The following is a 20,160-nucleotide window of genomic DNA, read 5'->3' on the forward strand; positions in this document are numbered from 1 at the left end:
ATGGCCGTTCGACTGTTAAACCTTTTCCATTTTAGTGAAGATACCACAAATTTCTTTGTGCCTTTGATTCAAAAACTGACTCAGTCTCCTCTTTTGGAGTCTAACAAAATCGAGTTATCGGATGACTTGGCAGCTTCCATTGAGTCTTCGAATAATTGGCAAGAGAAACTAAAACATTATGGAGTTTATTCTTTTGGGCGTCTACCTCAAGATAACTCACCAAAACCTGATATTGCGCTACCTGTTGCTGATCCTCGTGTTTCAAGGCGTACAGGTTGGCTCGTTTATCTTCCCATAGAAGGAATCTCTGGTTTTATCAAACACAAAAACAATAACAACACCGTGTATGTCAACGAGCATCCATGTAATTTTAGTTTATTACAAAATTTGTCGGTGTTCAGTTTTCCGAAAGATAAAACTCATCAGATTACATTTTTCTCGGAAGATTCCAACTGTTATCTTTACGAAGAAACGCCTTATCTCTTTTCCTCTCCAGGGGAAAACCATTATATTCATGCAGAGCCACAAGAAAAAGAGGAATTGCTGTATAATCTTGTGGGAAGTTTAGGGAGTGGTACAAGCGGGAAAACATACATCGCCTTTGATAATTCAGGAGATCACCTGGTAACAATCAAAAAGTTTTTTGAAGATCTGAATCATTTTGAAGGAAAAAATGCCTTACTCGATGAATTATTTCACAACTATCGTTTGTTACAAATTGAAAGGCAAACTTTTCTATATCCACGCAATGAAGACATTGCCAATCAGGATTTTTCTTCATTAGAAGAAACCGCGTCTATTGGGCATTTGAACCTAAGCCAAATTATTCGCATGCACATACTGGAACATCAAGGACAAACGTTTCTGTGCAGAGTAAACGAATACAATCCTGGTTTTTCCTTAGCCAAATATATGGAATTAATACGCAACAACCAAAAGTTTATTGCAGTGCATATATTTAAAAATATAGCCTATCAAATTTTGGTCGCGATTAAATACTTACACTTGCGTGGAATTACTCATTGTAATTTGAATCCACATAAAATTTTATTAGTGCCCTATCCTTTTGGAACACTTGTAAAAATAAGAGATTACCCTCTCAATGAGAATCCGTTTTTGATCAGTGAGGCAACACACCAAAAACAAAAAAAGGAAGGACAATTCCACTTTATTGCTCCAGAGCTGTCGGATTTGGAACAAATCACTCCTCAAGCAGATACTTTTTCTTTTGCGATGATTTGTTGTTATATGCTGACAAATAGCACGTTGTTTAGCGACGTACAGAGTTTTGAAGAACTCCATTCTCACTACCAGCACTTTGCTCTGGGGGCAAAATTAAAAGAAAAACTTTTAAAAGCCGGTATCAACGAAGAATTCTCAGAGGCGTTAATACAGTGTTTTACTGTAGATCCACAACAACGAACCTCCTTGCAATCATTATTTGAAAAACTTTTAACAATACAGGAATAAAAGTCATGGAATACAAAAATTTAACATGCGAAATACAAGAAAATATTGCAACGGTAACTTTACAGCGTCCTAAAGCTCTCAACGCTCTCAACCAAGAAGTGCTGTCTGAGTTGCGACACGTTTTCACCGAGCATCTCACACGCGAAATCCGCTGCGTTATTCTGACCGGATCAGAGAAAGCTTTTGTTGCGGGGGCTGATATTAAAGAAATGGATGGCATGACTCCTCTTCAATCGCGTCAATTTGCTCGAAGTGGACAACTTATTTTTGAAAGTATTGAAAATTTTCATGCGCCGGTCATTGCTGCAGTGAATGGCTATGCTTTGGGGGGTGGGTGTGAGCTGGCTTTGGCATGTGATATACGTATTGCCTCTGAGAAAGCAAAATTTGGACAGCCAGAAGTGAATTTAGGCATCATTCCTGGTTTTGGTGGTACACAACGTCTTACGAGAACTGTGGGGCCAGGAAAAGCCCGCGAGCTAATTTATACAGGAAATACTATCGATGCACAAGAAGCACATCGTATTGGTTTGGTAAACGCCGTGTATACTCCAGAGGAACTGTTGGCGAAAAGCGTGGAAATGGCAAAGACCATCGCCTCGAAGGCACCTTTGGCAGTGTCCTTATGTAAAAAAGCCATTAATATGGGCTCAAATATGGATATATCGCGTGCTATTGAGTTCGAAGCGGACTTATTTGCGGAAAGCTTTTCTAGCGAAGATCGCAAAGAAGGTATCGAGGCATTTGTACAAAAAAGAAAGGCAAGTTTTGTTGGCAAGTAACATGACTTTGCGCGATTGGTTGCAACAGCAAAAATTTTCGCTGGCCATGTCATCAGGCTTCTTTGGCTTTTTTGCCCATTGTGGTATTATCACCCTTTTAGAAGAAGAAAAGCTAGTTCCCCAACGAGCAAGCGGTTCCAGTGCTGGAGCACTCATTACAGCTTGTTGGGGGGCTGGTGTTTCGGCAAATAATATGAGTGGCGAGTTATTTTCTTTACAACGCGAAGACTTTTGGGATCCTGGACTGGGTCTTGGACTTTTAAAAGGTAAGTTATTTGACAAAAAATTACGTAGCTTTATGCCGGTTACTGATTTTAAGGCGTGCCGTTTTCCGGTCTCTATTTCCGTATATGATGCTTTACTACAAAAAACCAAAGTGATTGAATCAGGGGATATTGTACGCTCAATACGAGCCTCATGCGCGGTACCTTTTTTGTTTCACCCTGTGTGGATTAAGAAAAAACCTTTTTTAGATGGTGGAATTCGTGATCATGGCGGTCTAAGCTCCATGGAAAAGGGCGAGCGCATCTTCTACCACCACCTTCTCCCGCGAAATCACAACAACAATTCGCGACTTTTTAAGCGCATTCCGCAGCGCGAAAATATGGTGACATTAGTTTTGACTTCTTTACCTAGTGTAGGACCTTATCAATTGCAAAATGGTGAAAGTGCCTACAATCATGCCTACATTGCCATGCAAAAAGCCATGGATATGCCTATTGGAGATGGACGGATTATCATTTAGTTTGGTAAAGCACATTCCCGCGTAAGCGGGAAACCAGCAATAAAAATTTGCCCCTGGCTGCTTTTGCAGGATGACACCATAACTCAACGTCTACTGTTTTTCCCCATCAACCCCCATAAAGTAATTGGCCACTTTTTCCAATTGTTCTTCAGAATTGGCACTTTCTATGGCACTTATACTCAGCTCCGGTACGTCCTGCGTGGTCTTCGGTTGGTGTTTGCCCGTTTGCATGTAGGGGATTCTTCCGCGAAGTATAAACACAATCAATGCTCCTAGTTGGAATAGGTCGTAGCGTTTTGAAGGCTTATCTTCTAGGTATTCGGGAGGAAAATATTCTGCCAGCTCTAAACTATTTTTTGCAATGCGACTGGTATTGATCATTTTTGCTCCGGCTAATTTTTTATAGCGCGGCCACTTTTCTACGCCATACAATTTAATCGCAGCAATATCAGGCGTCTTTGTTCCTCTTTCGTAGGGAATGAATACGTTCTCAGGTACGATGTTACCATGATATAGCTCTATGCTATGACAGGCCTGTACACCTTTGGCGAGTTGTAGAAGAATGATTTTGGCCTCTAACATATTGAGATTACCCTTTTTTCGGACAAAATCTTCTAATGTTATGCCTTCGTAATTGTGCAGTACAAAACAGCGCGAATGACTATCGTTCTGACTTTCGAGAACTGTGTACAAAGAAAAATCTTCTAGTTCTGAAGCATCTACGATTTTGCGTAGACGCTGTTTAATTTCTTCTGCCCAATATTCTGAAGGTAGAAAATACAAATCTACAGGTATGTTGTTTCCCGTCGCCGTTCCTGCGAATTTACAATAAACAGAGTTGCGCTCTAATTCTTTAGTGACACGGTATTTACCGAGAAATGTTGTACCTTTTTTGGGCAACAAGGCGGGTCGTCTTTTACCAATTAATTTTTCCATTTTGTCCATAAAAAGATCTTGATTGCTATCGAGTTCTTCGGCATAAACAAAATCATGTCCACGATATTTCCACTGTTTCAATTGAAGTTCATTGACTTGTTTGCCGACGAAAAGGACGGGGGCGCGTTTTTTTTCCTTGGTTTCTTTTTTGAAAATATCATATATGTTTAGAGGATACGATTTGCTTTCATCTAGTTCGATAATAAATAAGCACAACCTCTTGTGATAAGGATAGAAGTCGTCAATGTCAGTGACGAGATGTAATTCATACCCTTTGAGCATAGCTTTTAATTTTTGTAGTACTTCTTTACTACATCCAATGAGAAAAACCACATCTGGTTGACGAAGTACAAGACGTAGCCATGGTACGATACGATATAAATATATGGTCAAAATAATTAGTATGACAAGAGCTAACATTAGCAAAGGTTTCATGAAAAGACCTTCCACTACATGGTCCACGATAAGGTTACCTGGAACAAACAACAAAACGAATTGAGTAATTTAGACGTAGGAGAGGCTATTATCTGAAAATTTGTGGCAGAAAACAAGATGTTTATGATAAACAACGTGAAAGTATTTGCAATTTTGTCATTTGTCATTGCCAATAACCAACTACAAAGCTAACATGCATTTTGTCGAATAGCGTGTCGGGTATGATCATCCCTATGAAAGTAGGAAACGTGCAATGAAAATAGATTTTCATTTGTGAATCCCATTTTCACTGAGATGACCCGTATTTAACAATTGGCTGTTGTTTTATTAGAATGAATCTGCTTCAACTTGCTGTTGTAAGTGTACAACTTAGTCTTGTAATGTGTCGACCTGTAGTTGCTTACGGTCAAAATTGCAAAACCATTTTGTTATGCAGTTTCATACAGCAATCAGAATTTCTTTTATTACCAAGTAGAAAATATCTTACGATACTTTTTTTAACAGGGAATGAAAAAAACGATGTACGTGATCTTCCGCCCAAAAGTCTTCTTCGCCTATAAAACCCACATGGCCACCATAATCACATAGCAGGAGTTTTATATTTGAATTTTTGTGTATATCTGGTGAAAATTTTTGATATTGATTTGCTGGAATTACCGGGTCGTCTTTTGCGAATATCATCAATGTGTCCGTTTTGATTTTGTCTATTTGAAAACATACACTATTTTCGCGATAGTATTCTAAAGAACTTTGATATCCATGCATGGGAGCCATTATCTTATGGTTGAAATCTTCTAAATCATTGATTTTTGCGATTGGTTCTGTCGATACATGACGATGCAAACGGCCGTAAATTCTCATTAAAAGTCTTAGAAAATACCAATGATAAAATTGTGATACATTGTATTGCCACTTGGGCGTTGTTGTAAAGTCGAGAGGAGCTGATATTGTGGCGATCCCCTTGATGAAATCGGGGATGTCTGCTCTAGCAGCTAAGTTGAGAAGTATATGTCCTCCCAGAGATAGTCCCAAGATAAACAAATTATCTGCAATTCTTACGTTGTTTGCCACAAGTAAAATGTCTTGCCATAAACCGATGTGGTAAAGTTTTTTACACAAAAAATACTCACGCCCACATCCTCGAAGATTCATGCAGTGGACACGAAAACCACTTTGGCAAAAACGATCAACCATACGTAAAATATAATATGAGCCAGCAAAACCGTCTGTTCCCGGAACAATAAGTAGATCGGCTTTAACATCTACGTGTTTTGGTGTATAAGTATCTACCACTAAAACATCGTTCGTTGCCGTATCTACGTAATGTCTTTGACATGGGTTCCAAAACATATATTTTAAGTTTTTTGGCCATAACTGCGAAGCTAAGGTTTGGATATGGCCGTTTGTTAGCCATGTACTTGTTTCAAATTCTTGTTGTTGTCTTAACATATTTATATCCGTGATCATAGTAACTAGAGACATCATTCAATTACCAACGATGTCCCTGCTTCTATTTTTTGCGAAGATCTTCTTTTATTTCAATTTGTTTTTGCTCTAAATATACAACTTCTTTGCGTATTTCTTTTACACTTTCGGTAATCGCGTTCAAACTTGTTTCCATATCGAGAAGTCGTTGAACGATAAGTTCAATACTTTTTCCCATTTTCTTTTCGAAAGGTGACTTTACTTGTGACGGCTGTGGCACATTACTTGCAAAATTTTCTACAGATTTTTCCATTTCTGTAATATTTTGACGAATTTGTTCAATACTTTCGTCTATCTCTATGGGAATTTCTGTATCGGACAATGTTTGGTTATTAGGGGTAGCCGACATAGGTAAAATAAAGAGGTTGACTAGACAACACAGCCCGACAATTATTGTATACAGACGTATTTTGCGCGGTTGTTGTTCCTTTTCTTCTTCTTCTATGGCTTCTTGTATGGCGGTTACTGGATTCTTTTTGGCCATATTGTTCTCCTATTTTTTTGTTTTCATGGATGCAAAGCGCTTTTTGAGAGTCGAGATATCCTTGCTCAAATCATTAATTTTTTTGGTAAGATGCTTGAACTTATTTCTCTTTGTTTCGATGTTTGTTAAAATCAAAGATACGCTTTGCTGCATGGAGTTTTCCAAGGTCGTTGTATAATCAGATACTTGAGGAAGTTCTTGTTGCAAGTTGTTAATTTTTTTATTGAGTAAATCTAAATTGCTTTGTAATTCTTGAATTTTCGATTGTAAACTTTCTTCCCATAAAATGTCATGTTCTTGTTGTTGTGGGGTGCGAATCACGAGCATTGTCAAATTAAATACACTCACAATGAGAAGTGCGTATACGGCAATACTCAGCTTTTTTACATTACTTTGTAAATTGTTCATCCGGAAATCCTTACATTTATTGTCTTGTAATAAGCAACTATTATACACAAATGTGGCAAATTTCAATGCCAATTTTGCAATTCACATGGAGAAAAAAATTTGGTTTTTACTTTAAATTTCCTCAACATATTAAAAATACTTATTGCTATTGTTTACCAGATCATTTTTTTACAATTTTTTGGCGCAGGTTTAGAGACCGATGTGTACTTGATTGTTCTTGGTGTTATTCAGTACCTAGCGATTCTACTTGTCAGCACAATCGCGGATATCTATGTGCCATTTTACTCACAATTAAAAAATGAAGATAGTGATCGTGCAGACCAACTGGTGGGGTCTGTACTTATCTTTTTTACACTACTCATGTCCAGTGTGTGTGTACTTTTATATTTTTTTTCTTTTTCTGCTGTCAAAATATTTTCCTTAGGTTTTACGGAGGAAAAGGCCCTATTAGCAGCGCAAATGATGGAAATCTGGTCTGTGGCACTTTTTTTTAATGTCATGTATAACATCGTAAACCAAATTTTGGTCGCCAATTTGTATTTAAAAATTCATTATCAATTGAGTCTGATTACTCCCATCGCCAATTTTATCGCCTTAATCTTTTTTTCGGCTACCTGGGGAATTTATGCTTTGGTGTATTCATTTCTCTTGGGAACAGTGGTAAATTTTGTTATCATTTACTTATACTTCATGCGTTGTAGTCGTTTTCAATGGAAAAATCCGTTTTACAATAGTGACTTGAGGCAATTATTTCGCCAGAGCTTACCATTCTATGTAGGAAAATATATTTACCATAGTGAAACACTAATCGTATCAAACTTGCTATCTTTTTTTCCTACAGGACATATCACTCTATTCCACTATGCCCAACGTTTGTTCAAGTACATTGCTTCTGTATCTAATTCCCCGACGTTAAGTGTTCTGTATGCAAAAGCATCACAGATGATTGCGGAAGATAAACGTCGTGAGTTAGGTAATTTGTTGGCCATTACACTCAAGACCAATATGGTACTTTTTGTACTCCTTACTATGGGCAATGTTTGGATATTTAAACCATTGTACAGCTTGGCGTTTGGCGAAAAAGTTTCGACACAACAACTTGACGTGCTGTATTATCTGTTTATAATATTGGTTCCCTACAATGTAGTTTGGGCAATTCAATTGCCTTTTGCAAAAATTACATTTGCGTTAAAAAAAGGGAGCAACTTTCTATTTATCTCGCTCTGGTATATTTGTATTTTTGCTATATCTATTTGTATATTTATGCCCACGTTAGGTGTATATGGTTTACCTTTAGCGATGTTTGTAAGTCAGATTTTTAGTGCCAAATCCTACATGAAAATAACTTATGAATATTTACAGAGCGGCAAAATGCTCAAGTACACAACGAGTGTCTTGTATTTGTTTATTTATATTATCGGACAAAAGCTGTTGACACTTTGGGGAGCATCTTTATTTACCACTGCTTGTTTTTTAGTGCTATGCTGCCTGTTTATGCTACGCCATATTTTAGATGCTGGAAATTATTTACTGACAAAAACTGTCAACTAGGTGTGAAATGAGTAAAGAATACAAAAAAATTGAAGAATTAAAGCCCGCGAAATTAACTGCTCGCGACAAACAATTTTCGTCCTTGAAAGATTATCTAGAAAAGGCCAATAACGGTGAACCCAACTTTGTTCTCTTGCATGGTGAGCAAGGTCTAGGTAAAACACGCTTAAAAGACGAACTAAACCAATATCGCCAAGCGAAGTTTCCCGAATCATATTATTTCGAAATCACTTGTGAAAAAGACGATTTGTTACAACCTTTTCTGCGCATAGCACAAACCATTTTCCGCATCCATAAGACATGCCCACAGTTGAAAAAAGAAAACCATGTTGGAACACCCGGAGGAACTTTAGATTATAGATTTATCGATTTTGCGATGTCCAACTATACAGAAGAATCCGTGGAAAATGTTTTTTTTGACGTCGAATCAGATTTGAGTGTTATTTACAAAAGTATATGCGGATACATTCGCTCACACGCCCAGCAAAGTACACTGTGTTTTGTTATCGAAGATATCCACTTTATCGACCGTAACAGCGCTGATTTCCTAATTCATTTTCTAAACGATATCGATGCGGGAGATCGTCTACTTTTTCTATTTTGTTATCATGGCGACGAAAGCTCCGGAGAAAACGGTTTACAAAGAGCTTTACCGACCATGTTTCGTACGGGTCGACTCAAAGAGGTAAAACTTTCTCCTTTTCTTGTTCGCGATATTCCTGGTTTTATTCAATCGATCGTTGGCGAAAATGTTGAAGTAAGCACCGATTTGGCAACAATGCTATATAAGAACAGTAATGGAAACCCCTACCGCATACAAGCCTTTGTTCAAGACTTCGCGAAGAAGAAATTCTTATTTTGCGAGGGAGGAAAGTGGTCTATTGAAATTTCACCACTATTTTTTCACCAAATTCCCAAAGAAGTAGAAGAAATGCTCATTAGCAATTTAGCAAAGCAGGGTAAGTATCAACAAGAAATATTGCGGGCGATTGCTATGAGTAAGCGTAGTCTTGATAGTGAAATATTGAGCGAAGTAACAGGGTTAGCATCCGCGCAACTTCCCTACGTTCTAGAGGAATTGACCAATCAAAAATATATTTTTGGCGAAGATAGTCTTTATAGTATTTCCAGCGAGAATATATCAGAAGAAATTATTAAGCGCATCGAAGAAAAGCAGCTAATCAAAGCCTATTTAAAAATGGCGAAAATTATTGAGAAGAAACGCGCCAAAGATTTTCCATTTATTGCCGATTTGTATTTTGAAGCGCAAGAAAAAAAGAAACTTTTACTCTATGCCGTGCAGGCAGGTGAAATGCTTTATGAACAGGGAAAATTTTCCCAGGCTTTGGACTATTACACCAAAGTACTTCCCTACGCGCAGGTGTCAAAAAAGAGTATTTTTTGTAAAGTACTCATCGCGACCGGGCTTACGAATTATCAGCTTGGTAACTATAAGAAAGCATTGGAAAACTTTTCCGAAGCGAAAGGTAACGCAACAGCAAAAGACGAACAAGAAAGCATTGCGCGAGGAAAAGGATTGTGTTTGTATGGACAGCACAAACACCGTGAGGCCCGAGATGCGCTACGTAATTTGCAAAAAAAATTATCAAAGCCCAATGAAGAGATCTTTTTGGCGTTGGCTTCGCTCGAGTTAGAGAAAAACAATTTTGGTAAAGCAAATGGTTACTTGAATAAATATGAGGAAATCTCTACAAATAGAGAGATATTAAAACCCATGGCGATGGCTTGTCGTGGTGCCTTAGATTTTTATTTTGGAAAATGGGAAGAAGCGCAAAGTAACTTAGAAATGGCCATGCACTCCTTTAAAGAATTCAAACAAACCAAAGAGTTTGTGCAGGCCTCTTTGTACTGCGCTGAAATGGCTTTGTACACAAAAAATATCACGAAAGCCAATGAGCTATTACAAACCTCTACGGTGAAAGAATTGAAAGATAACCATCTTCGATTTTGTCATGATTATCTCGCTGCTTTCATTGCGATGGAAGCGGAGAACAAAGAAAAAGCAGTGAAACTATTCAACTCGATACGAACCAAAGGCAATGAGATGGGAGATGAGAGGGCATTTGGTTATGGTACGTATGGGCTGGGCATTTACAAATTAGTTTTCGAGCGTAAGGCCGACGAGGCTTACCAGTTGGCGGCCAAAGCTCTAGAATACGCCAATAATATTCGCGATAGTTATTTGTCTGCGGAATGTTACCATCTAATCGCTCGGGCAAATTTGCAACAAAAGAACTTTAATGGTGTCCAAAAATATGTAGAATACAGCCGTAAAGCTTGGAAAAGCTTAGGTGCCAGTTGGAAAAATGACCGCGTCAAGTTGTGTTTCGCACGTTTATTTGCTTACACACGCAATACCGAAAAGGCAATAGCTCTTATGCAAAAGTTAGAAGAGAAAGCACAGCAAATGCAAGATAACTATTTTTTAGCGGATGTATATTTTGAATACGGTATGGTGCAACGATTGGGCGGAAAAAAAGACATAAGTCTGCAATCTTTTAAAAAGTCAGTGGAACTCAATCAAAAATTGCAACGCTCTTTTCATTTCAAAAGAGCGCTGCACTTAATGAAAAACTAGTGATTACCATCAAAAGAGTCGTAAAACTTTTGAAGAAAGGAATTAGGTTATGGGAAAAATCTTAATCCCTACAATTATGTATATTGTTGCGATATTGCCAAAAATAATACCTTCTGTTATCGTAACTGCTGAAGTTGTGTCTGCATTGCTGACGGGAAGACAACCTCGTTTAAACGAAGACATGTGTCAAGTAACGATTATTACCTTGGTGATCACTTGTGTATTTCTTACATACCTTGCTATTGTGTTTAGGATGGAGAGAAATGAAGCGCGACAAAAAGTCGCGGCTCTAAAATCTTTTGACAAAGAAGAATAGAACGCCAACCATTTGCGCTGATGGTTATCGCACAAAAGATATCTATCTGTAAAACAGTGCGTTGTAGGGGCGGACCTAGTGTCCGCCCGTTCCCTCAAATACAGATGGATACACGTTTCCAACGAATCCAAAATCAGTTGTTTGCACGAATGGATATCGCACGAAAGATATCTACCTTTTGCACAGTGCGTTGTAGGGGCGGACCTAGTGTCCGCCCGTCCCCTCCAATACAGATCGACACCAGTTTCCAAATAGCAAAAAGGAATAACGATGAAAAACAAAAGAGGTCCGCTGCAAAATATAAAAGAGGGATATGAATTTATAAGTCTTGTTATTATCGGTCTAAAAGCTCTGTTCGCTGCCACGGTGGGAGCCATATACATAGGTCGGTTTTGGTGTGATTATTTCAATGCCGAATATTTACTTGTCATAACATTGTACGCTATCTCTTTTTCCATAACTTTTATCTCTATTTTAGGTATTTTTGTAGCACCTAAACATAGTAAAAAAGAGCTGATTTCCTACAATATATTAGCCGCTATGTTTGGCATTTTCTGTGCAGTGATCGGAGGAGAATTAGCATACAAGGGCGGGGATATTGCAAAAGGCGCATTATTGCAAACACAAATGTATTACAGTGCGTTAGCTATTCTTATGGCAGTAGTACTAACATCGTTTATTCGTACTTCTAAGTTGAATCGCGACATTAGATTTGTTCTTACCTTTGGGATAGGATTAGCTATGGGTATGCCATTTTTTTATATATACAACAACCCGGCACCCGCATTATTGGCAATTGTGTTAGCATTTTTTGTCGGTCTTATTTTTAATGAATAAGATATCTTTGCTTGCAGAGTTAGAATATCAATGATTTTAATCGTTTGACCAAACAAAGTCTTGATCTATACATGCTTACAAAACTCTATCCTTTGGCAATAATTACCGTAATATCATCCCATAAATTTCCTGATGGAAGGCGTACCAAGTCAACTAAGGGAAATCCCGCATCTATACCATGTTTCATAACTGTTTCCGTAACTTTGTCCAGCGTGATATAATTTGTCAGTCCATCACTTGCTAACAACAAAAATCCTTCCATGCGAATTGACCCAAAACCAGTGGGATTTACTCTTCCACAACCAACTAAAGGCTTACGAACTTGTGCCGTTGTTATATCGACAATTTGGTCTTTTTCTTTAATCAACCACGCGCTGGAATCTCCAACACTCGCACCGTATATGACATTGTCGCAAACTGCTACAATGACAACTGTGGTTTCACCTCCATGGTTTTGGGAAATCAAATACGAATCGATATCTGTGATGACCGTTTCCCAATATCGTGGATTTTTTACATTGAGCTTTGTGATTTCCATATCGGAGATGTAATCAATGGTATTCTGGGCTGCGCGGTTTCCACATCCAGTGCCACCTGCACCGTCGGCTACGATGAAAATGGTAAAACCTTGTCGGAGAATTACCTGGGCACGGTCTTCATTGTACGTGTTTGTCGTTTGCGACAAAATTTTGTATTGCATGTTTGATCCCTAAATTGATGAGATGGTTTGCGAGTGAGCATATTTTGGTACAACTTTTTTATTATACCATAAATGAAAAACATCTTCGCCCACTACGAAAGTAGAAAACAAGTGTGAAACTTGAGTTTAATTGTATAATAGATACAAAAAAATTAGGCCAGAGGTTTGTATTATGCGAGGGATAATATGAAACTAAACATCTTGAATAAACGATACGAATTGTTAAAAGTCATTGGCCAGGGAGGTATGGGTAAGGTTCATCTGGCAAAAGATAAGCAAAAAAACAATCGCAAAGTTGCTGTTAAAGAAATCATTCTTTCGCGAGCCAATGACCAAAGTAAGGAAAGGTTTCGGCGCGAGTATTATTTTTTAAGTACCATTGAGCACCCAAATGTAGTCAAAGCTTATGATTTTTTCGAAGAAAAAGATGTTTGCTACATGGTGATGGAATGGGTTTCTGGCATTTCTTTACAAGATTTTATTAAAACAAAGTCAGGTGTGATATCGTCAATAGAACAAATAGCTATTGCGATTCAAATAGCGAGAGCAATAGAAGTGATCAATACCGCGGGCATTATTCATCGTGATATAAAGCCAGGTAATATCATTGTCGATGAAAAAAATCGCTTGATCAAAATTTTAGATTTAGGTATCGCAAAATCTTTCGAACATAATCTACAAACCCTTACAGCTCCCAAATCGTTTATGGGAACACCGGCATATATAAGCCCAGAGCAAATAGATGGAACAACCACTCGCAATAGCGATGTGTTTCCTCTTGGAATAGTCCTTTATCAATTATTCTTATGGCTCCCCCAATCTCCTTTTCACTCTGGAACCATGATCGCTACATTTGGGGCTATTTGTGAACGAAAAATACCATCTATTATGGAAAAGATGCCTGACGTTCCTCATAAAAATATCTATCAAAATCTTTCGCAAATAGTAGAGGAATGCTTGGAAAAAAAGCACTCTCTGCGGACAAAGAGTTGTGCGGAAGTTACTCTCAAATTGCAAGAAGCTTACGAAAAGCTCCTTTCTAATACACAAGATACTCAAATAACAGGTTGGCAACCAACATCTCTGAAACGTCAACAGATAGAAATTCTAAAAGAGTTAGAGAGCAAGTACCGAAATTTGCGCTCACGTAGAATAAAACAAAAACAACAACAGAAACCTCCCTACAAAAAAATATTGTCTATCACCGGTATTCTATTGGTGACCGTAATTCTTTTTTCTTTTTTCTCTGGTTCGATATCTCAGGGGACGGATTCAATAAATCGAGAGGATGTCGCCCAAGAGGATTTATCCAGTAAACAACCGAACGAAGACATGAATCGTATCACGGAAACTAAACCTACCGAGACATTAGAGAATAACTCTTTTTACAAAGAGCAGGATGGATCTGTGAAAGAAGAATCTAAAGACTCTCCGACAAAAGAATCACCAACAAAGAATAGCGAAGAAACCCTCACTGAGGAAACAGGAGAGAACGACAAGCTCCAGGGAAAACCTCTAGATGTGATGGAAACATCGATTAGCAAAGATAATAAAATAAATAAAACAGGAGAAAAGGTTTTCCGTGAAGAGGACAAAACACCAAAGAAAGTTGAAATTTCTCCTCGGAAAAAATACAAAGCTGTTCTGAAGGGTTTTAAGTATGGTAAAGAAAGGGAGTATTCATGTGCGGGAATTCGCCATCGAGTAATGCGATTTCTCCATAAAAAAACCGATATACGTTTTGTTCTTGTACCAGGAGGAATATTTTTTAGAAAAGGGCAGAGGATTACTCTTGATCCATTTTTGATGTCAAAATATGAAGTTCGCCAAAGAGAATGGGCGAAAGTGATGAAGTCAAGGCCTTCTTTTTTTAAAGGAAGTAGAAGACCTGTTGATAGTGTATCATGGTACGAAGCAAAAGAATTTTGTAAGAAAACAAAATTTGAATTACCTACAGAAGCGCAGTGGGAATATGCGTGTCGTGCTGGCCAAGAAAGTGATTATTATTGGGGAAGTGAAAAAAGCGATGCTTATATGTGGTATGCGAAAAACTCAGGAAAAAAGAGTCAAAATACTGGACAAAAACTTCCCAATGCTTTTGGGTTATTCGACATGTCAGGTAATGTTTTTGAATGGTGTGAAGACAGTTATGCAAAGTATCCCAAAAAAGATGCGCTAAATCCGGTGAATATTTCGAAAAGCTTGGTAAAAGTGATTCGTGGAGGAGCATGGCCATTTACACTTGAGCTGGGGAAATGTGGCGAACGCAAAAAATGTCTGGCAAAAGACAAAGAAAAATTTCGCGGGTTTCGCGTTGTGAAAAATTTATCACAAATGCCTTTTTATCGCGAGTTAAATACAAAATTAGAGCGCATGCGTGAAGATTTTGCCCAAATACCAATGGAAAGTGACGACACCATTGATCTTATCAAAAAGTTTGAACGATGGAATATTTTTATGCGAAATTTCGCGGAGGATAATCCTTATACAACAGAAGATGATTATTTTCGCAAAGAAATAGCCACTTATCTTGAGAAAAACAAAGAAAAATTAAAGAAACGTAAGAAGTTGACTCATCTCAGTAGCGCAGAGGCAAATGCTGAAGTACGCCGCAAAATTAGTTCGCGCACCAATGATGAAGATTTAGTATTTATCACTTCTTACCCTACCCTTAGTGAATTAGATTTAGTTAGTACAAGAGTAACAGATAAAGGATTACGTCATCTGCTGAAATTACCTAATCTTTCCAGTGTTAAACTGAATGATCGAATCATCACCGACAAGGGATGTCTGTTTCTAAAAAAATGTAAAAACCTCCATACTCTTGCTCTTGACGCAACAAAAATAACAGATGAAGGATTACGGCATCTCTCAAATTTAAAGAAACTCAAGTATTTTAGTATACCGGGAACAAAGGTAAGTGGTAAAGGATTTGTCTATTTAAAACAACTAACGGAACTCGTTAATTTAGACCTACGGTATATAAACTTTAAACCAGAAGACTTGAAAAATTTAACCGTTCTCACTTCGCTAAGAATTTTAAACCTTGCAGGCTCCAGCATCAATGATGACGGATTGCGTTACCTCAAAGATATGGAAAATATTGAGTCTTTACACTTGTATGAAACCAAAATTGGCGATAAAGGGGCGATGTACTTGAAAAGCCTTACTGGACTTAGGGATTTGCCTATCTATGGCACTAATATTAGCGATGCAGGTCTGATACATTTGGAAAGTTTAAAGCAACTTGAATACATTCTCATTCATGGGACAAAAGCGACACAGGCTGGTATTGATAGGCTCAAAAAAGCATTGCCATCGACAAATATAGAACAAGAATAATGTGGTGGACTTGAAAACGGGTATCCACTGGCATTTGAGGGAACGGGCGGACACTAGGTCCGCCCCTACAACGCACGGTGTAAAAGATAGATGCATGCACGTTATGCGTTATAGAATTGAGTTTTATAAAAACAACACTTCCGTGTTGTTACAATTGTAAAGTTCGATCTATCGCAAGTTGTTTTAAAAACGAACGATTGTGGCTAGCAATGACGAAGCCACCCGGCCATTCTTGTAAGGCACGAACCAACGCTTTTTGTCCTAGAAAGTCTAGCTGGGTGTTGGGTTCATCCAGAATTAGCAATTCAATGTTTGGTTGCTGAAACAAACAAATCAAAGCGGCGCGTATTCGCTCCCCTGGACTCAATGAGTTCAGTGGTCTTTTTGCAAGTGCCAGAGGAAACTTGTGAGCAATAAGTATTTGTGTCGCAATTTCTAAAGAATCTACATATCTTGATATTTTACGCCACAGACTTTCCTCGGTTTTCCAGTTGTTTGCGTTTTGTGCAATATAACCTATTCGCTCCTTTTGTGTTGCTACCTTTCCTTGTTGTGGAATGATTTCTTGCATCATGACACGCAACAGAGTTGTCTTACCACTTCCATTGGCACCTACCACGGCCGTCCGTTCCCAAAGTTGAGACAGAGAAATTGGTGATAGAATACGCCTTTCACCGAAGAATACACCTACATTCTCTAAAACAACTACGGGACATTTCTGCTGTGATTTCACGATTTCGCGTTGCGGCGCAACTAACGGCAATTCAACGTGAAGAGCGCGGCGCGTATCTTTGGTCCACGAGCGCAACGCTTCTATACGCTGTTCACGAATTTTTTTCGCTTTGCCGTGTTGGCATTGTGCGTCATCGCGTTTTTGGTTTAGCGTTTGTCTTGGTGTCGCGCGATCTAGTTCGCTTATGCGTCCGTAGCGTTTTTTACGCGCTTTACGTCTTGCGATATGATGGGTGTGTTGTTCTTTTTTGATCATATTGCGCAAATTACGTAAATAATGCTCTTGGGTCGCAACATATTCTTTTTCCAGCATCTCTTGCAGCTGAGCAAAGCTACCACAAAAATAGCGACAGCCACTTTCGGCGACAATGAAGAAATCGTTAAAGTCACACAACAATTCTTGGTCATGAGATACGACAATTACAGCACCTTGCCATTTTGAAAGCCATGAACTTAGCCACGCAATGCCGCATGTATCTAAGTCTTGTGTGGGTTCATCCAAAATAATTAGCTGTGGCTGTTGTAATTTCGCCATAATGAGTTTTATTTTGCGAAACTCGCCATGGCTAACACTAGTTTGCATAACAAGTTGTGCCAAAGGTCTCAATTGTAGTGCTTGCAGCTCTTTTTCTACAAGATGCCGTGGATATTTTTGTAATTGTTGTAATACGTCAGAAACATTTACACTGCTTAACTGAAATTGCTGCTCCACAAAATACGGACTCGTATGCAAAATGACCTTGCCGCTTTCGCAACTTTTTTTGCCCGAAAATACATTGAGCAAAGTCGACTTACCCACACCATTGCGTCCGATGATCGCCACACGTTCTTTTTGTGACAGACACATGTTGAGTTCTTGTACGATTGTGCGTTTTTCATCGGTGACAACACAGGCGTTTCTCGTTTCAATCAGCGTTTTCATTTTCGTAGCTCCTGTTTTATTTTGGCAACGATGTGTACAGGTGCTTGTATAGAAAATTGCATGTGTTGTTCCGTGGCTTCGCTATGCAAAATGCGTGTTTTGCCATAAATTAACGACATAACATGGCTTGCTGTGTGCGGAACGCTAATCTCCAATGTTTGCTCTTCACTACGTACTGCTTGTAAGAGTTTGTCTTTCAGTTGAGTAACTGCCTCGTCGTCTTTACTACTCAGAGTTACGCATTTATGGTCGTACGTTAACGTATTTAACATTTCGAATGAGGGCATATTTTGTACGCGATCTGTTTTATTAAACACATAAAAACGAGGTATTTTTTGAGCGTGTAGTTTGTCGATCATTTGATGAACGATTCGTAAGTGCTCGCACCATTCGTAGTCAGAAAGATCTATAACAACGACCAAGAGCGACGCGTCGCAAATCTCTGCCAATGTCGATTCAAAACTGGGCAATAGACTTTTGGGTAAACGACGAATGAAACCAACTGTGTCACTGATAATGACATCTCCACCGTGGCGACTCAAAGAGCGCGACGTGGTGTCGAGCGTTTCAAAAGGCATATTGCGCGACGACAATTGTTCTCCTACTAGGGCGTTCATTAAGGAAGTTTTACCGGCATTGGTGTAACCAAGAAGAGTTATGCGCTTACTATTATGGCGCTGTTTGCGATGCTTGCTACCGACGCGTTCAATCTTTTTTTGCGCTTTCTTGAGTTCGGCAAGACGTCCGTCGAGTTTACGCGCCAATAGCTCCGAGGCTGTTTCTCCCGCGCCACGGCTACCGCTTATTCCTCCGGCTTGCTGATCCATATCCATACCAATACCGCGTATTCGCGGACGTAGGTACTGTAGTTGCGCAATTTCGATTTGGATTTTGGCACTACGCGTTTTGGCATGACGCAAAAATACATTGAGGATAATACCTTCACGATCGCAAATAGCAATACCCGACGCATCCTCTAAGTTACGCATTTGTGAAGGACTTAGTTCGGCATCCACCACCAACATATTCGCACCTAACTCATGTGCACGAGCGGCGATATTTTGTGCAGTACCTTTGCCAATAAGAGTTTGCGAGTCATGTCTCGCTAAGTAGTAGACCTCTTCACCAACAATGTGACCTCCCTGAGCTTTGACAAGACTAGTGATTTCAGAGAGTTGGGCTTGTTGTACATTTACGTCGCGCGTGTAGCTTACCGAAAGGACATAGCAAGTGTTTTTGTGTTTTGTACCACTTTGCTTTGTGGTATCTTCGCGCTGGTTCCAGTAGGCGACAATTTCTTCCCACTTATCATCAGTGGGAACTTCTGTGTGTTCTGCAACGGGTTTTGAATGGAATTTCATCTGGTTTCCCTTTAGTTTTGTGTAGGCATAAAGGGATTGTGGTCTTTTGGCTACTTACACAGTAGCGGAGAAAAGACGACAAGAGGTAACCTTTATCCTTTCACAAATCATCATAAAAATAGAATAAAAATGATCGTGAAAGGAATTAGACGAAATTGTAAACGAACATCACAGCTCCTGGATGGGATGGTGTTTTGTGATTTGTAGTAAAGTCAAATGTAATTGACACTTTTTAAGTGTAATACATGATGAAAGAAAATGCAAATTTTAGGTCGTAATTATTTCTCGGGAGGCATAATCCCACTTTTGAGAGAGGTAACGACTTCTTCGGCAGATAGCTCATGAAAAGTATAACGACCGTTCTTGCTATATACTTTGATTGCCGTGGTGCCTGGGTAGTGCCGTCCATCGGGAACAGGAATGATCACAACCACCGGTAACTTTTTGTTGGGTATGTAGATGAACTGGTGTTCTGGCCATTTTCTCTGCGTATGTTGAAGATGTTTCCAAGCATCTTTTTCGTTAGGACTGTGAAGTATACGGCTTGTTGCGAGAGCGAAAGGTATACTGGAAGAGTTGGTCACTTGTAAGCCATCGCGAGATAGCCATGCGGCTTGGTGGAGAATTCCCATTGCCGCCATGCTTGCGAGAAAGGTGACGATGATCATCCATGTGAAAAGTAGGCAATTTTTCCAGGAGTATTTGCGTTCCGCGTCGTCGCGTTTACTACCCCATAGTAACATTTGGCGTAGGCCAATGACAAGTCCTATGAACAGTAGGAGACCTTTTGCCATGCCGTAGGAAAAGCCTTGGAACTTTGGGGCAATGTGTAGTGGATACGAGATCCACCCGAATAGCATAGCTACAGGGAGTGTTAGTATAGTGGGGCTAAGCATAATTGCTATGAGCATAAATAAAACAATACTGACGATGATTGTGGGAATACTCGATTTTTTTGCTTTTTTTGTTTGTTTTGCTTCTGCATCCATGAGTTTTTTATACTTTCTGTTGGGTGGGTTTTATTGTAGGGATTCGTTTTTCGTATTGGTGCCCTC

At 39.0% G+C, this 20,160-nt stretch carries 16 protein-coding genes; 8 read left to right on the forward strand and 8 right to left on the reverse strand.

Annotated features, from left to right (window positions below; translation table 11 throughout):
- Genes UABAM_RS04135 through UABAM_RS04145 form a run of 3 tightly spaced genes read left to right on the forward strand, consistent with a single transcriptional unit; the run spans nucleotide 1 to nucleotide 2,997 of the window.
- Nucleotides 1–1,470 carry a protein kinase domain-containing protein gene (locus tag UABAM_RS04135; protein ID WP_151966734.1) on the forward strand — a complete coding sequence of 490 codons (1,470 nt, stop codon included), beginning with the start codon at nucleotides 1–3 and terminating at the stop codon, nucleotides 1,468–1,470.
- Between the two features lie 5 nt (nucleotides 1,471–1,475).
- Nucleotides 1,476–2,252 (forward strand): enoyl-CoA hydratase-related protein, encoded by a 777-nt coding sequence (locus UABAM_RS04140; RefSeq protein ID WP_151966735.1) that lies wholly within the window; start codon nucleotides 1,476–1,478, stop codon nucleotides 2,250–2,252.
- Between the two features lies 1 nt (nucleotide 2,253).
- Nucleotides 2,254–2,997 carry a patatin-like phospholipase family protein gene (locus UABAM_RS04145; RefSeq protein WP_151966736.1) on the forward strand — a complete coding sequence of 248 codons (744 nt, stop codon included), beginning with the start codon at nucleotides 2,254–2,256 and terminating at the stop codon, nucleotides 2,995–2,997.
- Between the two features lie 90 nt (nucleotides 2,998–3,087).
- On the opposite strand, the gene UABAM_RS04150 is transcribed toward UABAM_RS04145, so the two are convergent.
- From UABAM_RS04150 to UABAM_RS04165, 4 genes are all read right to left on the reverse strand, one after another.
- Nucleotides 3,088–4,368: a protein kinase domain-containing protein gene (locus tag UABAM_RS04150; RefSeq protein ID WP_151966737.1), complete on the reverse strand. Its 1,281-nt coding sequence runs from the start codon at nucleotides 4,366–4,368 to the stop codon at nucleotides 3,088–3,090.
- A 483-nt stretch (nucleotides 4,369–4,851) separates the two neighbouring features.
- Nucleotides 4,852–5,817, reverse strand: coding sequence for a YheT family hydrolase (locus UABAM_RS04155; RefSeq protein WP_173013125.1), 966 nt, complete (start codon nucleotides 5,815–5,817; stop codon nucleotides 4,852–4,854).
- A 61-nt stretch (nucleotides 5,818–5,878) separates the two neighbouring features.
- Nucleotides 5,879–6,337 carry a hypothetical protein gene (locus UABAM_RS04160; protein WP_151966739.1) on the reverse strand — a complete coding sequence of 153 codons (459 nt, stop codon included), beginning with the start codon at nucleotides 6,335–6,337 and terminating at the stop codon, nucleotides 5,879–5,881.
- 9 nt (nucleotides 6,338–6,346) lie between these two features.
- Nucleotides 6,347–6,745: a hypothetical protein gene (locus tag UABAM_RS04165; RefSeq protein ID WP_151966740.1), complete on the reverse strand. Its 399-nt coding sequence runs from the start codon at nucleotides 6,743–6,745 to the stop codon at nucleotides 6,347–6,349.
- 99 nt (nucleotides 6,746–6,844) lie between these two features.
- Between UABAM_RS04165 and UABAM_RS04170 the strand changes: the two genes are divergently transcribed.
- From UABAM_RS04170 to UABAM_RS04185, 4 genes are all read left to right on the forward strand, one after another.
- A complete protein-coding gene (locus UABAM_RS04170) occupies nucleotides 6,845–8,296 on the forward strand; it encodes a lipid II flippase MurJ (protein ID WP_173013126.1) in 1,452 nt (483 codons plus the stop codon).
- 7 nt (nucleotides 8,297–8,303) lie between these two features.
- A complete protein-coding gene (locus UABAM_RS04175) occupies nucleotides 8,304–10,895 on the forward strand; it encodes an AAA family ATPase (protein ID WP_151966742.1) in 2,592 nt (863 codons plus the stop codon).
- A 49-nt stretch (nucleotides 10,896–10,944) separates the two neighbouring features.
- Complete coding sequence (locus UABAM_RS04180) at nucleotides 10,945–11,211, forward strand: hypothetical protein (protein WP_151966743.1); 267 nt, start codon at nucleotides 10,945–10,947, stop codon at nucleotides 11,209–11,211.
- Between the two features lie 270 nt (nucleotides 11,212–11,481).
- A complete protein-coding gene (locus UABAM_RS04185) occupies nucleotides 11,482–12,048 on the forward strand; it encodes a hypothetical protein (RefSeq protein WP_151966744.1) in 567 nt (188 codons plus the stop codon).
- 85 nt (nucleotides 12,049–12,133) lie between these two features.
- Here the strand turns inward: UABAM_RS04185 and UABAM_RS04190 are convergent, their stop codons facing one another.
- On the reverse strand, nucleotides 12,134–12,748 hold the full coding sequence (locus tag UABAM_RS04190) for a protein phosphatase 2C domain-containing protein (protein WP_151966745.1): 615 nt from the start codon (nucleotides 12,746–12,748) through the stop codon (nucleotides 12,134–12,136).
- A 186-nt stretch (nucleotides 12,749–12,934) separates the two neighbouring features.
- Here UABAM_RS04190 and UABAM_RS04195 point away from each other — a divergent pair, with 186 nt between their 5' ends.
- The gene (locus UABAM_RS04195) at nucleotides 12,935–16,090 is read left to right on the forward strand and encodes a protein kinase domain-containing protein (RefSeq protein ID WP_151966746.1); all 3,156 of its coding nucleotides are present in this window, start codon (nucleotides 12,935–12,937) and stop codon (nucleotides 16,088–16,090) included.
- A 148-nt stretch (nucleotides 16,091–16,238) separates the two neighbouring features.
- Here UABAM_RS04195 and UABAM_RS04200 read toward each other — a convergent pair whose 3' ends face one another.
- The 3 genes from UABAM_RS04200 to UABAM_RS04210 all read right to left on the reverse strand — a co-directional run bounded on the left by UABAM_RS04200 (nucleotide 16,239) and on the right by UABAM_RS04210 (nucleotide 20,094).
- Nucleotides 16,239–17,744, reverse strand: a complete 1,506-nt coding sequence (locus UABAM_RS04200) for an ATP-binding cassette domain-containing protein (protein WP_151966747.1) — start codon at nucleotides 17,742–17,744, stop codon at nucleotides 16,239–16,241.
- Nucleotides 17,741–19,105 carry a GTPase HflX gene (hflX, locus tag UABAM_RS04205; RefSeq protein WP_151966748.1) on the reverse strand — a complete coding sequence of 455 codons (1,365 nt, stop codon included), beginning with the start codon at nucleotides 19,103–19,105 and terminating at the stop codon, nucleotides 17,741–17,743. The genes UABAM_RS04200 and hflX overlap by 4 nt, the downstream gene beginning before the upstream one ends.
- Before the next feature lie 278 nt (nucleotides 19,106–19,383).
- Nucleotides 19,384–20,094 carry a hypothetical protein gene (locus tag UABAM_RS04210; RefSeq protein ID WP_151966749.1) on the reverse strand — a complete coding sequence of 237 codons (711 nt, stop codon included), beginning with the start codon at nucleotides 20,092–20,094 and terminating at the stop codon, nucleotides 19,384–19,386.
- Nucleotides 20,095–20,160 lie beyond the last annotated feature (66 nt).

It is taken from the genome of Candidatus Uabimicrobium amorphum (assembly GCF_009002475.1).
Lineage (GTDB): Bacteria > Planctomycetota > Uabimicrobiia > Uabimicrobiales > Uabimicrobiaceae > Uabimicrobium > Uabimicrobium amorphum.

What these genes read in the sequence shown, in the direction of transcription:
- UABAM_RS04135 (WP_151966734.1), top strand. Translation starts at nt 1, where the DNA reads ATGGCCGTTCGACTGTTAAACCTTTTCCATTTTAGTGAAGATACCACA.
- UABAM_RS04140 (WP_151966735.1), top strand. Translation starts at nt 1,476, where the DNA reads ATGGAATACAAAAATTTAACATGCGAAATACAAGAAAATATTGCAACG.
- UABAM_RS04145 (WP_151966736.1), top strand. Translation starts at nt 2,254, where the DNA reads ATGACTTTGCGCGATTGGTTGCAACAGCAAAAATTTTCGCTGGCCATG.
- UABAM_RS04150 (WP_151966737.1), bottom strand. Translation starts at nt 4,368, where the DNA reads ATGAAACCTTTGCTAATGTTAGCTCTTGTCATACTAATTATTTTGACC.
- UABAM_RS04155 (WP_173013125.1), bottom strand. Translation starts at nt 5,817, where the DNA reads ATGTTAAGACAACAACAAGAATTTGAAACAAGTACATGGCTAACAAAC.
- UABAM_RS04160 (WP_151966739.1), bottom strand. Translation starts at nt 6,337, where the DNA reads ATGGCCAAAAAGAATCCAGTAACCGCCATACAAGAAGCCATAGAAGAA.
- UABAM_RS04165 (WP_151966740.1), bottom strand. Translation starts at nt 6,745, where the DNA reads ATGAACAATTTACAAAGTAATGTAAAAAAGCTGAGTATTGCCGTATAC.
- UABAM_RS04175 (WP_151966742.1), top strand. Translation starts at nt 8,304, where the DNA reads ATGAGTAAAGAATACAAAAAAATTGAAGAATTAAAGCCCGCGAAATTA.
- UABAM_RS04180 (WP_151966743.1), top strand. Translation starts at nt 10,945, where the DNA reads ATGGGAAAAATCTTAATCCCTACAATTATGTATATTGTTGCGATATTG.
- UABAM_RS04185 (WP_151966744.1), top strand. Translation starts at nt 11,482, where the DNA reads ATGAAAAACAAAAGAGGTCCGCTGCAAAATATAAAAGAGGGATATGAA.
- UABAM_RS04190 (WP_151966745.1), bottom strand. Translation starts at nt 12,748, where the DNA reads ATGCAATACAAAATTTTGTCGCAAACGACAAACACGTACAATGAAGAC.
- UABAM_RS04195 (WP_151966746.1), top strand. Translation starts at nt 12,935, where the DNA reads ATGAAACTAAACATCTTGAATAAACGATACGAATTGTTAAAAGTCATT.
- UABAM_RS04200 (WP_151966747.1), bottom strand. Translation starts at nt 17,744, where the DNA reads ATGAAAACGCTGATTGAAACGAGAAACGCCTGTGTTGTCACCGATGAA.
- hflX (WP_151966748.1), bottom strand. Translation starts at nt 19,105, where the DNA reads ATGAAATTCCATTCAAAACCCGTTGCAGAACACACAGAAGTTCCCACT.
- UABAM_RS04210 (WP_151966749.1), bottom strand. Translation starts at nt 20,094, where the DNA reads ATGGATGCAGAAGCAAAACAAACAAAAAAAGCAAAAAAATCGAGTATT.